Annotated in this window: 13 protein-coding genes and 2 pseudogenes; 3 read left to right on the forward strand and 12 right to left on the reverse strand. The window is 59.3% G+C overall.

Features of this window, described 5'->3' with window-relative positions:
* Positions 1-176 precede the first annotated feature (176 nt).
* A complete protein-coding gene (locus ACVWY5_RS05045; RefSeq protein ID WP_321177294.1) occupies positions 177-437 on the forward strand; it encodes a hypothetical protein in 261 nt (86 codons plus the stop codon).
* Between the two features lie 19 nt (positions 438-456).
* Complete coding sequence (locus tag ACVWY5_RS05050) at positions 457-612, forward strand: helix-turn-helix domain-containing protein (RefSeq protein ID WP_152977411.1); 156 nt, start codon at positions 457-459, stop codon at positions 610-612.
* A gap of 529 nt (positions 613-1141) precedes the next feature.
* On the opposite strand, the pseudogene ACVWY5_RS05055 reads toward ACVWY5_RS05050, so the two are convergent.
* The 3 genes and pseudogenes from ACVWY5_RS05055 to ACVWY5_RS05065 form a co-directional block, all read right to left on the reverse strand.
* A pseudogene (locus ACVWY5_RS05055) lies at positions 1142-2514 on the reverse strand (M16 family metallopeptidase).
* Between the two features lie 56 nt (positions 2515-2570).
* A pseudogene (locus ACVWY5_RS05060) lies at positions 2571-3931 on the reverse strand (M16 family metallopeptidase).
* A 427-nt stretch (positions 3932-4358) separates the two neighbouring features.
* The gene (locus ACVWY5_RS05065; RefSeq protein ID WP_321177293.1) at positions 4359-5069 is read right to left on the reverse strand and encodes a hypothetical protein; all 711 of its coding nucleotides are present in this window, start codon (positions 5067-5069) and stop codon (positions 4359-4361) included.
* A 722-nt stretch (positions 5070-5791) separates the two neighbouring features.
* On the opposite strand from ACVWY5_RS05065, the gene ACVWY5_RS05070 reads away from it, so the two are divergent.
* A complete protein-coding gene (locus tag ACVWY5_RS05070) occupies positions 5792-5974 on the forward strand; it encodes a hypothetical protein (RefSeq protein ID WP_080667211.1) in 183 nt (60 codons plus the stop codon).
* Positions 5975-6339: 365 nt separating this feature from the next.
* Here ACVWY5_RS05070 and ACVWY5_RS05075 read toward each other — a convergent pair whose 3' ends face one another.
* The 9 genes from ACVWY5_RS05075 to tnpA form a co-directional block, all read right to left on the reverse strand.
* Positions 6340-6930 (reverse strand): hypothetical protein, encoded by a 591-nt coding sequence (locus tag ACVWY5_RS05075; protein ID WP_028336687.1) that lies wholly within the window; start codon positions 6928-6930, stop codon positions 6340-6342.
* A gap of 28 nt (positions 6931-6958) precedes the next feature.
* The gene (gene sctV, locus ACVWY5_RS05080) at positions 6959-9076 is read right to left on the reverse strand and encodes a type III secretion system export apparatus subunit SctV (protein WP_028336686.1); all 2118 of its coding nucleotides are present in this window, start codon (positions 9074-9076) and stop codon (positions 6959-6961) included.
* Positions 9077-9084: 8 nt separating this feature from the next.
* Positions 9085-9510 carry a hypothetical protein gene (locus tag ACVWY5_RS05085; protein ID WP_028336685.1) on the reverse strand — a complete coding sequence of 142 codons (426 nt, stop codon included), beginning with the start codon at positions 9508-9510 and terminating at the stop codon, positions 9085-9087.
* A 2-nt stretch (positions 9511-9512) separates the two neighbouring features.
* A complete protein-coding gene (locus ACVWY5_RS05090; protein ID WP_028336684.1) occupies positions 9513-10049 on the reverse strand; it encodes a hypothetical protein in 537 nt (178 codons plus the stop codon).
* A 33-nt stretch (positions 10050-10082) separates the two neighbouring features.
* On the reverse strand, positions 10083-10970 hold the full coding sequence (locus ACVWY5_RS05095) for a SctD/MshK family protein (RefSeq protein WP_028336683.1): 888 nt from the start codon (positions 10968-10970) through the stop codon (positions 10083-10085).
* Between the two features lie 117 nt (positions 10971-11087).
* Positions 11088-11321 carry a hypothetical protein gene (locus ACVWY5_RS05100; RefSeq protein ID WP_028352434.1) on the reverse strand — a complete coding sequence of 78 codons (234 nt, stop codon included), beginning with the start codon at positions 11319-11321 and terminating at the stop codon, positions 11088-11090.
* A 1012-nt stretch (positions 11322-12333) separates the two neighbouring features.
* Positions 12334-13869 (reverse strand): IS66 family transposase, encoded by a 1536-nt coding sequence (gene tnpC, locus ACVWY5_RS05105; RefSeq protein ID WP_431017467.1) that lies wholly within the window; start codon positions 13867-13869, stop codon positions 12334-12336.
* Between the two features lie 94 nt (positions 13870-13963).
* Positions 13964-14311, reverse strand: a complete 348-nt coding sequence (gene tnpB, locus ACVWY5_RS05110) for an IS66 family insertion sequence element accessory protein TnpB (protein ID WP_028338269.1) — start codon at positions 14309-14311, stop codon at positions 13964-13966.
* The gene (gene tnpA, locus ACVWY5_RS05115) at positions 14308-14706 is read right to left on the reverse strand and encodes an IS66-like element accessory protein TnpA (protein WP_028338270.1); all 399 of its coding nucleotides are present in this window, start codon (positions 14704-14706) and stop codon (positions 14308-14310) included. Before tnpA ends, tnpB begins: the two co-directional genes overlap by 4 nt.
* Between the last annotated feature and the right edge of the window lie 182 nt (positions 14707-14888).

Consider the following 14888-nt stretch of genomic DNA (forward strand, 5'->3'; position numbering starts at 1 on the left):
TGCGCAGGTGGTGACCATCGCGATCACCATCAACTGCACAGTTCTGTTGATCATTGATCAGCATTAAATGACTTGAATCTCACGTAACGTCAGATGGTAGGCTTAGTGGAAGCATGATCGAGGCGGTGCCGCGCGGGTGCGCAGGCGCTTTCCGCCCGTCGGGTTGCGCGGCTGTGATGACCTGGTCGATCATCAAACGTCTAACTCGACAATCATGGCGGCCGTCGTCTTCAGCAGGTGACGTGGCTAGTCAGTTCGAAGATGACAATGAAAGAGTCGAGCCATGGTCTGCGCGATCTGCAGAACTCGAGCTGGAAGCCAAACGCGCGCCCGATTTTTTGCAGTGTTTCGGAGTTCCGATTCGCTACGCCGAGCTCGATCTCGGCGACCTGACGCGTCGTAAGCGCGAAGAGCTTCGCGGGCTCGGGTTGCGTTAGCCCCAGACCATGCCGCACAATGATCGATGTGAAGGCAATTCGGAAGAAGGTCGGACTGACGCAGGAGGAATGTGCCCCGCGCTTCTCTGTAAAGCTGGCCAGCCTGCGAGATTGGGAGCAAGGGCGATATGCTCCCGATCAGACCGCGCGCCTATCTGACGATTATCGATCGTGATCCGGTCGCCGTGGAGCGTACGCTGGCGCAAGAGTGTGAAGCAGCTTGAGTGTCTCTAGGGGCGCCAGTCTCGCGCGCGCCCGACGTGAGGAGTCTTCCACGGCGTACCCTAGACGACATGCACCGGGTGATCTGTGCATCGCTGGCGCCACGGTACATATCGCCAGTCCTCGACGGTAGCACTAGCTGAGCACAACTGTAAGGCGCCTAAAGGCAGAGTTTACCTCAGCAGATCGAGTAAGGATCGGAAACGGGAAGCGTCGACCTCATAGCTCCTGCTTCTTCGTCCCGGAATCCTCCAAAAGGAGCAATTTATAGCGCTGTGAAGACTTCAGGGTGCCGCGGATCGCTGCTTGAGCCAGAAGGTGAAAGATTAGCAACAAGGCAATCGGCGAGCGGTCATTTGTGTGGCCCAGCCGTTGGTCCGCGAGTTTGAGCCGGATCCCCCGGGGTAGTCAAGTGCCAGTTCTCCATCGGAAGGAGAAATGGAGAGCGAGCCTTGTGGCTACGACGCCGAGCTGCCCAAAAGCTAATTTGGTTCTCTCGGTAAGGTGGGTGATGGCGTGGCGCTTAGCTGGTCGACGTGTGGCGGGGACGTCGTGGCCGATGGGACAGGGGACGACCGGTCTGCGCCCAGCGGGGCGCGCCCGACAATAACCGTGAGTAGACCCTGGCCCCACAGCCGCTGCGCGACCCTCTTGGCGTCCTCCAACGTCACGGAATCGACGACGGCGTTGTGCTTTTCGAAATAGTCGATCGGGAGCTTGTCAAGCTGATGCTGCAGCAGTGTTCGCGCAAGCTTTGATGATGAGTTGAGCGCCAGCATCTGCGAGCCTTTCAGGCAAGACTTTGCGTCATCGAGTTCCTGCTGGGTGGGCCCTGCCTCGGCGATGTGGCGGGCTTGCTTCTCGATCTGTTCGACCGTCTCGCCGGCGCGATCGCTCGGGTCCCGCTTTTGCCGACAAACATGGCCGAATGATCCCTCCAGACCAGGTGCTCGCGTACGAAATAGGCTAGCCCGCGCTTCTCGCGGACTTCGCGGAACAGCCGCGACCTCAGACCGGCACCGCCGAGGATATGGTTGACGACATAGGCGGCCATGAAATCGGGCTCGCTGCGGCGAACGCCGGGACCGCCGAAAGCCACGACTGTCTGCGGCACGTCGAACGGAATGAACACGCGCTGCGGCGGCTTTGCCGCGACCACGTCGGGTACCGGCGTCGCGTCCGCCTTGGCGGGCAGGTCGCCAAAGGTCTTGTCGAGAAGCTTGCAGAGAACCTCTGGATCGACGTTGCCAACCACCGCGATCTTGAGCGTATCTCTTGCGATCACGCGTCGGACATGGCTCTTGAGATCCGCGACCTTGATCTTCGGCAAGCTTTCGATCGAGCCTGCGGCTGGGCGAGCATAAGGATGATCGTTAAAGGCGACCTCGAGGAACTTGCGATCGGCGAGCGACGATGGATCTGTCGAGTAATGCCGAAGGCGCGCGAGCATGCTGGCACGGATCCGTTGGACATCGGTCGGGTCGAAGCGGGGCGAGATTAGCGCCATCCGTAAAAGGTCGAAGGCCTCGTCCCCGTTGTCCTCGAGGGTGCGCAAGGCACCACAGAAGTGATCGTGGGTCGATCCAAAGCTTAGCTCAATGGCACGACGGTCGAGTCGCTCATGAAAGGCCTTGAAGTCGAGATCGCCGGAACCTTCGTTGAGGAGGCCAGCAACCATGTGGCCAACCCCAGGTTTGTCGGTGGGATCTTGGGTCGCGCCGCCGCCGAAAGCGAATTCCATCGCGATCAACGGGACAGTGGAATCTCGGACGAACCAGGCTTCTATACCGCAAGACGAGACCAGACGCTGGACCTTGGTCGTAATGGCGGCAAGCGAAGGTGGAGAGGCGAGCATCGCGATTGAGAGCGACGCTCCGCCGAGGTGAACTTCACGTCGTGCACAAGAATAGGTCACTGCAGGTTCTCCCGGTGCTGTGGCGCTGACTCTTTGATGAGATACCCGGTCACCGAGCGTCTCTTGTCGAGCCATTTCCGCGTGGCCTCCTGCACCTGCTGGGCGCCGACGGCGCGGATGCCGTCCGGCCAGCCTCGGATATCGTCGATGCAAAGTCCCGTCGCCAGGCCGCGGCCATACCAGAACGCGAGCATTTCGTGATTGTCCTGGGCGTAGATTGCTTGCGCGATCAGCCGGGTCTTGACCCGCTCGAGATCTTCGGTACTCGCGGGATGATGCGCAATGTCGGCGATCTCCTCGTCGGTCGCGCGCTCAATCTGGCCGAACTCGACGCCAGGTTTTGGTGTGACGGAAATCAGAATTATGAGGGATCGAGTGCGGTAGCGTGGTAGCCCGCCGAGGCACTGACCGCGAGCTACTTGTCGTTTACCAGCGCGCGATAATGATATGAGTTGACGCCACTGCCCATCAGTTTCTCGAGCACCTCGAGCGCTGCACTGTCCCCGGCGTCCGCGGTGTGAGCCGACGGTGCGAGATAGCAGCGGTGCAAGGCAGGTTGCTCGACGAGGGGATCGGCCAGCGTCACGGTGCGCGGCGCGGCCGGCGTCGGCTCCTGCGGTCGCAGGCGGTCCGCGGGGATCGATGGCTGCGGGGGGATGCCGCCAAAATTCTTCTGCACCATCGGGCGGATCTCACTGACCTCGACGTCACCCGTGATGATCAGGATGGCATTGTTCGGCGCGTAGAAGCCCTTGTAGAAGGCGAGCGCGTCCTCGCGGTCGAGCTTTTCATTCTCCTGCCGCCAACCGATCACAGGCCGGCCGTAGGGATGGTTGAGGTAAAGCGCTGCCATCATTTGCTCGAAGAGCCGCGCACCTGGAACGTTGGCGACGCGTATATTGAGTTCCTCGAGCACGACGTCGCGCTCGGACAGCACATTTTCGTCTTTGAGAATGAGACCAGTCATGCAGTCAGCTTCAAATTCCATCATCTTGCCGAGGTGCTCGCGCGGCACATGCTGGTAATAGCTGGTATAGTCCTTCCCGGTGAAGGCATTTCGGTAGCCGCCGACGCGCAATACGGTCTGGGAAAACTCATCCGACGGATGTTTGGAGGTGCCCTTGAACATCAGGTGTTCGAGGAAATGCGCCAGCCCCGATTTGCCCGCCGGCTCGTCCGCCGAGCCGACCTTATACCAGATCATCTGAGTAACAACGGGTATCCGATGATCCGGGATTACCACCACCTGCAGGCCGTTCTGAAGCGCGAAGCTAGCTGGTCGATCCGACCTGATCGTGTCCTGGGCAAAGATGCTCTCCCTCCGCAAGAAAGGATAGGTTACGATCTGTGCTATCATCCGTTCTGTGTTCGACCGCCAGGGCGGTGCGCCTCATCAAATCTATGGCGCTAGTGGCGATATCTTGCGCCGCAGCGGTGACCGAAAGCCGGTTCTTCATCACATCGCCTTTCGATCCATCGAGAGTCACGTTCCGTGCCGGACAGACCGACAAAGCCGACAGCTGCACACCGGTTAGCAAGCGACGGAGCAAAGGGCGGGCCAATTGCCCGATAACCCGCGCACGAACGAACGGCGCGCCAAGCGGGTGCAAAACAGAACCGACGTGCATGCTCTTGCCAAAGGTCGACAGCCGGCATGTCGTGAACACGACATTGCGCACGAAAGCGCACAGTGTTCGCCAACTGGCAACCTACAGGGAAGGACGGATTGAGCCGCGATATGACGGCTGATCAAGTTTCGTACGGCTCGCTGTTACAGTCTCGCTCTACACCGTGAGTGGCTTGGCAATATTTCTCATGGTCGCGAGACGAGAGTTGGCGAGCAGCTCCTTTGAGTACACTGTGCCGAAGTAATCCAGGACGAAGGTGCCGCAATAGCGTAGATTATCGCTCGCGCGGATTAGGTTATCGAGGATTGGGCCGACTTGGCCAATGCGGTCGCGATAGCGCGCGCGAATAACGTTAACAGCATTCATCGAATGAACCGCCTCGTCGGCAATTACCTCTCGCAGCCAAAGATGGAACGTCTTGTTCCCAAGACCGTCATAAAACGGCTTTTCTGCTGCGTAGGCGCGGCAAGTGCACATCTCATCAAATGCGATCATAACCATTAGGGAGAATTCGTCCTTCAGGTGTTCAATGATCGGACCAAAATCATGCGGTCGAACGTCCAATCTCTCCCGAAGATCCTTTTCGGAATCATTAGCGACAAGTTCAATGATGCGGATGAAGCCATCGGTGTGGCGCTCTTCATCGATCGCCCAGGCGTTGAGAAATGCCGCAGCTTCATCGGTAACGACGAGATTTCGGATGGCCAATTCTTGCTTCAAGTACCGGGCGTCATATTCCGTGTACAGATCAGGCCACAATTTATCCCAACGTGCGCGTACGGCCGATGGTTCGGCGGTGAACATCGTAGGCGTAAGACCATTGAATAATTCTTTTGGACTCCAGTTCCGTCGAACCGGCGTGATCATCCGAGTCCCCTGGTCGCGAGCGGTGCGATCGCTCTGGCTAAAAACTATCTTTCGAGCAGTCGCATAGGATCCTCGTTCAAACAAAACGTGCTGTCACCTCCTTATTTTGGTGGGATGCTAGTTCCTGCGCCACAAACATTTCGGCCCGGCGTAAAGTGTCGTGAACGGCGCAGCACAGAGGTTCGCGATGCTCAAGCGGCCAAGCCAGGAATGCTTTTGATTACCAGTCTCCGGTCGGGGACACGTTTTGCTACGGGACGAAGCTGCACGACCAAATCTGCGAACTAGGTGAGCGGCTGCAGCGATCGGCCTCACGCTCGAGCGACGTGCGGGCAAGGATTGCGCGTCGGCGGGTGGCACTTATCAAGTGGTCCTCGGCTTCGGTGTGGCCGTAGGAGGCAGGCAATCTAATTCTCCTGCCGCCGGCGCGACACGCCTAGGCAGCGCGGTGCGGACATCCACGATGGCCCGCCGACGTTTCGGGCTGGCATAGTGTGCCTGAGCGCGCCTTCACGTCCCGCTCGACAGTGCACAGTTAGACGAAGTGCCGAAGCATCTTGATATACAAGGCTGGTTTGATTTCCCGCGGGGAGGAGCTCATCATAGGACATCGGGCTAGCAAGGTTTTGCCAACCATTTGCGCTTTCTGCTCTGACCGCTAACGGATCGAAAACAATTCTGCGCCAAGCTCTCGCCCCGAACAGCAGGTGGAGAGATCAGACATGACAGGAATGGCCGTTATGGAAAACGTGCGCCGCTATCGCGCGATAGCTTCGCTGTGCCGTCAGACCGCGGCATTTCGGCCAATCCAAGGGTGTTCATTGCTGGCGCAAGCCGCGGAGTGGGAGGAACGGGCAGTTGCGGAGCTCGAGAGACATTTTATGAGTTCGCGCGTGCTTACCTGATGGATTGCTCGGCAGCCAAAAATCTCATAATGATCTGAGTCTAATGGCGCGCCCGACACGAGTCGAACATACTTTGCCTTCTGAGCAGATAACGTGCCCATAGCGAGTATGGACTACGTGCATTATTGAGCGCCTTGGTCGAGGCCATCCGGCTGTCCAAGCCTATATCGGCAGATTTCAGTGCTCCGCTGCCTGAGCGCCGGTGGCGAGATCAAGAATAGCTGCCTGATCTCGCCAGCGATCTTGTGACGACTCCCATTCCACCAAAGACGTCACTTCCCAGGAAAGCGGTGCTCGAGCATCGCGGCGAATAGTCAACGTTCGGGCAAGCATCAAGCATCTGTGGTTCGCTCTTAGTCGCTGGTCTATCTCGATCGGGCCAATGCCTGTCGGCCGTCCCACTGCGGTCGGGGGCTGGCGTTCTCTGGTTCTGTCTTGCCGTCAAGTGCGAGCGATAGCGTGAGATTGTTGCGCAACATCGGATTTGCCGGTTCGGCTGCGAGAGCTTGGCGGTACAGCGCTTGGGCCTCCTGGTGGCGGCCTTGGTGATCGAGGACGACGGCTTTGGCGTTCAGTGCGCGCAGGTCGCCGGGTGACGCCAACAAGACGGTATCAAGCACCTCAATCGCCTCGCCCGGGCATTTACGAGCCAGCAGTGCCCGCGCAACAGGAATCGCCGTATCGGCGTTGTCCGGTCTTTGCTTCAGCGCATCGCACAAGTGCTGCTCGTCAGCGTCCCGAACGAGGGCGTGAGCGATGGGCTCTCGCATAGCGGGATCGATCTCCGCAACGCCAACCAACTCTGCTGTGGGCGTCTGCTGTGATGAAAGGCCGGAGTGATCTAGGTTAGCGCAGCCTGCGAGCAGCAAAACGGCGAGAATTGGGAGAAGGACTGAGCACGAGTGCGGACGAAAGCTGCGCCGGCACCGCAGAACGTCAATTTCATGTGATTTCATGGTTATCTCACGCCCACAGCTTTACTCGTCAGCCGGCCGCACGGAGAAGATCGCGATGCTCTCCTGTGGGGGTCTTGTCCTTGCCCGCGGAAAGCTTGACGGAGCCAATCGGCTGGACCGTGAAGTCCGCGGCAAGATCCTGATACGAGAGAACTGGCAGATCGATCCCGTTGCGGGTGAGGAAGCCGCGGACGAAACGCCGGATATCCATCGAGCCAAGAATGACTGGCTGGCTCTGACTCCGCGCGAGGCCGGCATGGATCTGATGGAATTGTGAAAGCAGCATCTCACTTTGCCGATCCTCCAAAACAAGATAGGGACCGACAGCGGTTTCGCGCACGGCACCACGCACGATATCCTCGGTTTGGCGCTCGACGATAAAGGCAGCGACAACACGATGGGCGTTGGCATAGCGATGACAGATCTGCCGTTTCAGACCGGAGCGGACATATTCGGTCAGCAGCACGGCATTCTGCTCCCGTTCGCTCCATTCTGCGAGCGCCTCCAGCACTAAACGAGTGTTGCGGATCGGGATGCCCTCATCCAGCAAACGGCGCAGGACGTCCGCGATGCGGGGGATCGGCGTCGTGCGTAGCACCTCCTTCACGAGATCAGCATATTCTTGCTCCATCCGGCCAAGCAGCTGACGGGTTTCCTGAATGCCCACTAAGCGTTGGGCATAGCGCCTCAACGTTGACTGGACCCGCAAAGCGATCACATCGCTTGCACGGTGATATCCTATTCCGGCTGCTTTGAGAGCAGTAGCATGAGCTTGTTCGATCCAGATCCGGTTCGTGTCTGGCTCCTGCCGAAAGGGAATTCCGCTCAATTCAATGTTTACGGCGTCGTCGTTGAGCAAGAGTTGTGTCGGCTTGAGGCTGTCCGCTTCGACGGGCACTCCCTCGACATCCACCCTGAATTGCGAATCCGCCAACTGTTGGTCGACCTGGGTTGGAATGCGTGGAATTGTGATGCCAAGATCAGATGAGACCAGTGCCGAAACCCGTCCAATGCCCTGCTCGAGGTCTGCTTTGTCGATCGCTTGTGTCAGGTTCGGTGCTAGCAGGAGCGTGATCGGAAGTGCTTCCGCAGGCACGGTTTGCTTCTGACCCTGTGCGGGAGTGGGAGCCGAGCCGGTCGAACTGGCGCCTGTCTTGATGTCCGCTTTGCCATCCCGCGTACCAACCTTGAGAAAGCTCGCCGCACAGAAAAGTGCGGCCAGAATGACGAAGGGTGGCAAGGGGAAGCCGGGAACAAGCCCCATCACAACGAGGACGCAGGCGGCCAGCCGTAGCGCTTGTGTGCTGGCAGTAAGCTGGTTGACGATATCGGCGCCAAGATTAAGCCTGGAGGGACCGTTGACGCGAGTGACGATGGTCGCGGCTGTAATTGAAAGCAACAAGGCCGGAATCTGCGAAATGAGCGCATCGCCTATAGTCAGGATGGTATATTGATGCATCGCCTCCTCAAGGGACATGCCCTTCGAAAGCGAACCGATCGCGATGCCGCCCAGCATGTTGATGCAGATGACGATGAGGCCGGCGATGGCGTCGCCCTTCACGAATTTCATAGCGCCGTCCATGGCCCCGTGAAGTTGGCTTTCTCGCTCCAGCGCGCTACGCCGGTTGCGGGCTTCGTGCTGATCCATGTGGCCGTTGCGCAGCTCCGCGTCGATAGCCATCTGCTTGCCAGGCAGGGCGTCGAGCGTGAAGCGCGCCGACACCTCTGCGACGCGTTCGGCACCCTTAGCGAGAACCATGAACTGCACCATGGTCACGATGAGGAATATGACAATTCCGACGGCGATGTTGCCCGATATGACGAAATCGCCAAACGTATGGATGATGCTGCCGGCATCGCCTTCGGCGAGTATCAGCCGCGTCGTTGCAACGGTAAGGGCTAGACGAAAGACGGTGGAGATAAGGATGACGCCCGGCAGCGACGAAAAGTCGAGCGGCGTATTGAGATAAAGGGCGACCATCAGCAGCAATATGGCAAAGCCCAGATTGAAGCCGATCAGCATATCGAGCACCACGATTGGGATCGGCATGATCATCATTCCGATCGCCAGAAGCAGCATCAACGCGACCATCAAATCCGGGTGAGACGGCGCGCGGGCGACGAGATTTCGTAGGTGCCTGGCCATGCAAAGCCTTATTGTTTGACCGGAGCCGTGCTGCCCCGCAATGAAACATAGCGCTTGAAAGTGGCCTGCGCCTCGACCATGCGGCCAGCCTGACGCAGAGCATGGCTGCGCAGTAGCAGCAATGGCAGGCGAGACGATGGCTGATCATCAAGCACGTCCAGCCTGTCCAATACCGATAGCGCTTTCTCGCCGAGACGCTCTGAGATGAGAGCATAGGCGAGGATACGAAGCAGCTCGACGTCTTGAGAATGTTCGTGAACGACGGGCCGTAAAAGAGCCAGACCGTGTGCGCTCTGCCCGCACGCAAGGTGGACATAGGAAAGCGCGCAGAGCAAATCGCGCTCGGGCCCAGAGATCGGCACCACCCCATCGGTTTTGGAAACATTCGACGACTGGGCAGGTGTGAAGTGTTGCACTGCGCGCGGATCTGACATTGCTAGCCTTGGATCAAGCCGTTGTGATTCTGCCGGAGCAGGATTAAGCGCCGCAGCTCTAGCTGCAGAAGCGCGGCCCCTTCGCGTGCCACCGAGCCCTCTGGCGCGGCTGACAGCGCATCGGCCAGCCGCTCGAGGAGAAGGCCGTGTTGTTCTGGACGCACAACAGAATGACGCAGGCGGGGCGTGACGAAGGAGAGCAGGCTATCCGCGAGATTGGGGCCGGTCAGCCAGGCGAGTTCCGAACTCGTTTCGATCTTACCAGCGTGTTCGGTGGCATCGGTGGGATTGATCCGCGAGATTGGATCGATTGACTTGAGTTCGAGCGCGTTATCGATCGTGTTGGCAGCCAAACGCTCCTGCGTTTCGCGGTCTTGGACAACTGACGTGTGACCATTGCCGCCATTTCCATGGACCTTGTCGATGCCGAGACTGCTGGCGTGAGGTGTGGCCGGGGCGATGACAAATGCATGATGCTCGTTGTTGATTCCCTGAAAGGCGGTGCCAGGCTCTACGGACCGCTGCGGCAGCCTAGTCATGAAACGTTCCTTCGTTGCCCGCGGGCTAAAACTCTAATAGGACAGAGCAGCTAGCTGGCCATTGCGTGTCAGCAGCACACGTCCGTCCTCGATCTCCTTTACGGTCCATCCATTGCTCAGGAGCGCGCCCACGAAATACTTTTGACCAGCAATGACCAGATAAGGGTCGTTTCCGCGCCAAACTGCCTGGACGGCAATCGCGGGGGGCGTCTTCTCCTCCTTGATGGCGACCGCGCTGACGAGCGTATAAGCACCATTGCTTTGGACATCGAACCGCTGCTGGACTTCCCGCCATTTAGCGAGCGAGGCAGGCGGAATGGTGCCATCGGCGGTCACAACGCCTGGCCCAGAACCGACTTTGATACCGAGTAGGCCCGCTGCATCAACTTCCTCTTGCAGCCGTTGAGCAGCTGCGTCGGTGGCCGGAGCATCAGGGGCGGCGAGCGCGACTTTGGGGCCAATGTCCGTGGCGGGGGACGAAGTGCTCAGTGCGACGCCTTCGGACCGGACAAAGCCCGTTGAGACGGTGCCAACTGCGGCAGAGCTGATCAGGACCAAGGTGAGTGCGGTAATCGGTACATGCCAGCGGCCGGTAGAGCCGGCTTGTTGAGAGCCTTCGATCGACCAGCGAATGGACATCGCGCCCATATGGATGACGGCAGGAAGAGGGACAACAACGGTCTCATTTGGCGAAATAGGGGCGCGGCCCTCGATCGCGACGTCCGCGGCAAGGACCTCGATCTCGATCGAGCTGATATGCCAGCTGACGCGAAGATGGTGCGGTTCGAGGCCTTGCTCGATGAAGACCAAATCAGCATCGAGGCTGCTGCCAATTAAGCACGAGCCGCCACCCGCTTTGCCGGTCAGCCCGGAATAACACCCCGACAACACTTCGAAAAGCGGGGAAGCTGATTCATTCACGGTCGCCTCCTGAACGAAGAACGAGGCCGTACGGCAAAGCCGTACGGCCCGTTGCGACTTCACAGATCATTGCGGCCGGCGAAAGCGGGAGGATATAACGCCGTCCTGCTTCATCCGTTACTGCACCCGCTCGTCGGCCGCCTTCTTGACGGTCGAAAGCTCTGTCGAGACGACGCGAAGTTCTACATCCCTTTCAGCAGCCTTCGTGCTGCTGGCGGTCAGGGCGGCGAGTTGCCTGTTGAATGCCGCTTCTCCCGCAGCTTCAGCAGCGGCGGAACCAGCGGCTGCAGTAGCGGTACCAGCTGCGCCACCCGCAGTCGAGCTATGAGAAGCACCAACCTTATCAGCCATATTTTTTCTCCTGTTTATTCGAACATTGCCGCGCCTTGCGGCTCCGATTTTCCTGACGCCGCAACATGCGAGGTCAGGAATCCTGCTCTGTCTCGGCCATGGCGTCGTCGAAACGACCCATTTCACTATTTACAAATTGCATAGCGGCGGCGCCGAGAGCGACGTTGAACGCTTGCTGCATAGCAGCGGCTTGCGGGTCAGCGTCTGGACCAGACGTGCCGCCATTTACGGGAACTCCTGCACTAGGCGATTGGCCACGATCATCGTGCTCGCCAGGGGCCCGAGATCCCTTTTTGCCGCCGCCAGTCGCATGGAGGTCAGAATCAAGATGCCCAGCGGCGTTTGAGCTGGAAATGCGCATCGGGGTTCTCCTACTTCAAACTTCGTTCGTGCGGAGGAAGCAGTCTCCGTCACGTCCACTATGGAAGCATTAGCTTTCGACAAGCTGACGAGCCTCAGAAATAAAATGAGCCGATCTCTTTGATGTTGCTTGAAAAGGCCGCCTCATATGTCGGCAGTGTGCCGGCGAAGGCTGCAGATCAGAGCGTTGGAAGACATCGCCTATGTGGCACTTGATCAGGCAAGCCCGTTGTTCGTGAAAGCGCAGCTTTGATGAACTGAATGTAAGCGCCGGGACGGATAAAATGGGCTTAAGCTTTGACGTGGCCCAATCTCGGGGGCCGCCGGCCGGGACCACTCACAATTCGTTCGGAAATATACTTGCTTCGAACCACTCAACGTTTTGTCTCCAACCTGCCCCAGGGCGCTGCGGCAGGTTAAAGTTGCTCATGCGAGTCAGTAACGAAGAGCGATCCTCCAGTTCCGCTCGTGGCAGATCCATAAAAATTGATCCACTTTGTCTGACAGCGATCAGGAGGCGCTGGAGACAAGCACCTTGAGCGTCACGTCCACTAATGTGCTCTCGATCCGACGACTAAACTGGTCAGGTTCGCCGCTCGGTCGTACGCATCCGGTCAGCACCCCGGGCAGGCGCGCCGATCAGCCGTGGCGCTCAGGCGGCAGCGGCTTTGGACTGTCGGGTCGCCTTCCAATTCCACGGGAGTAGGTCGGCGACACTGTTGGCGGGGTGATCTGGAAGCCTGGCCAGCATGTCAGCGAGCCAGGCTTGCGGATCAACGTTGTTCATCTTGCAGGTCTCGATCAGGGTATAGACGGCGGCGGCACGATTGCCGCCAGCATCTGAACCGGCGAAGGTCCAATTTCGTCTCCCGACAGCCACACCGCGTAACGCTCGTTCGGCAGCATTGTTCGAGAGGCAGACGCGGCCATCGTCCAAGAAGCGAGTGAACGCCGCCCAGCGGTTAAGCAGGTAGTTGATCGCCTTTGCGGTATCATTGTTTGAGGAGAGCAAGGTCCGCTGCTGGCGCATCCAGATCTCAAGATCAGCAACGATCGGCACGGACTTCTCTCGACGTACCGCAAGCCGCTGTTCTGGCGTTTTGCCGTTGATAGTGCGCTCGATCTCGAACAGGATATCGATGCGCCGCACGGCCTCGCTGGCAATCGGCGCCTCTCCAGATTTCGCCAGGTCGAAGAACTTTCTGCGACCGTGGCTCCAACAGGCCGCTTCAAGGATCGGAGCTGGCTTCCTTTGCGCCTTGTAGAGCTGGTTATATCCATCAAAGGCGTCGGCCTGCATCAGGCCCACATAGCCGGCAAGATGGCTTTGCGGGTGCTCTCCAGCCCGGTTGCGTGAGTAGTAGAACAGGGCCGCCGGCGGACCTGTGCCGCCAAACGGCCGGTCATCGCGAACATAGGTCCAGATCCGGCCGGTAACCGTCTTAAGCTTGGCCAGTACCGGCACCGTCGTATCGTCGGCGTGGATGCGTTCCGCGCTCATGACGTGGATCCGGATGGCCTCAATAATGGGATCGAGTGCCACCACGCAGGCGCCGACCCGATCCGCCAAGGTCGAGACGTCGATCTCGATCCCTTCGCGGGCATAGGTCTTGCTCTGTCGGTTCAACGGCTGATGCAGCAGGAACTTGTTGACCAGCACCATCGCCAGCAGGTTCGGCCCGGCAAAGCCTCGCGGGATCGGATGGAAGGGCGCCGGAGCCTCTGTGATCGCCTCGCAATCTCGACAGGAGAACTTTTCGCGGACATGCTCGATAATCTTCCAGCGCCGCGGCTCGCATTCCAGGGTCTTCGATACCACCTCGCCGAGCTTGTGCAGTCGCTCGCTGCCGCACTTGCCACATACGCAAGGAGCGGGTTCGACGACGCGTTCGATCGGAAGATTGTCCGGTAACGGAGGTCGCGGCGGCCGTGGATTTCGCACGCGCTGCTGTTTGGCGGCTCCCGGCGCTGCAAGCTCGGCCTTGATCTCCTGCTCCGCCTGGGTCGCTTCAAGATCCTCGATGGCGAGTTCAAGCTGCTCGACCAGCAGCTTGCCGCGCTCAGAAGATTGCCCGAACTGCTCTCGCCGTGCCTTGGCCAGCATCAGCTTCAGTCGCTCGATCTCCAGCCGGCCGACGGTCACCTCGCTCTTGGCCAGCGTCAACTGCTCGCGCTGCGCAAGGATCATCGCGTGTGCTGCGGCAAGGTCGGTGGGAAGCTGATCGGAGGGCGTCGTCACGAAGACGAATCAACCATATTCGTCGCAAAAAATCCCGCTCGATTTAACCGGAAGCCTGTGGACGCCAGGTTGCCTGCGGCATCCGCCAATCAATTCCGGACAGAAGATACGATAGCTGCGCAACGCTGATCGTCACAACGCCGTCCGCCAGTAACGGCCACAAAAAGCGCCCGCGCTCCAGCCGCTTCGTGAACAGACACGCGCCCTGGCCATCATGCCAAATAATTTTGATCAGGTCGCCGCGGCGGCCCCTAAAAACGTAGAGATCACCAGCGTGCGGATCACGCTTCAAGCTCTCCTGGACCAACCGCGCAAGGCTTGGAAAGCCGCGGCGCATATCGGTGTGGCCGGTCGCAAGCCACACCCGCACATTACCCGGTATGGCAATCATCGGCGCTCAAGTACCTCGAGGACCCGCGCCAGCGCTTCCGGATCGACGTGCGCGTCCACTCGGATGCGTCGCCGGTTGCCAAGGTCGATCTCGATCAAACCAATACGCGCGGCTGCTGCCACAGACCGCCCTCGGCCATCACCCGCAGATAAGAGCTTCGGAGTCTCCTCCGCTTCCGTAGCGGCGATCTGCACCGGCACAAAAGATGGTACGGCCTGCTCGGATGTCCGCGCTTGTCGACGCCAGGTGAACACCAGGCTGGCCGCTACGCCGTTGCGACGCGCAACCGCAGTGACCTTTGCGCCCGGCGCCAATGTCTCCTCGACAATCCGCGCCTTGTCATCCTGCGACCAGCGCCGCCGCCGCTCCAGCCCGCCTAAAACCTCGACCCGCATCGCCTGATGACCTTAAAGCTAGACTTAAGGTTACACGCTTGGCCAATTACAGCGCCTCAGACAAGACGGCGCCCGTCGGATGCGTACGCTCGGTCTGTGGCGGCGCGAAGGCATCGACAAGTTCACCGTCCGCGATGAACGGCGCAATTAGCGCGGCGAGACCTTCGCGGTGGCGCCCGCGA

The sequence above is a fragment of the Bradyrhizobium sp. USDA 3256 genome (assembly GCF_054058275.1).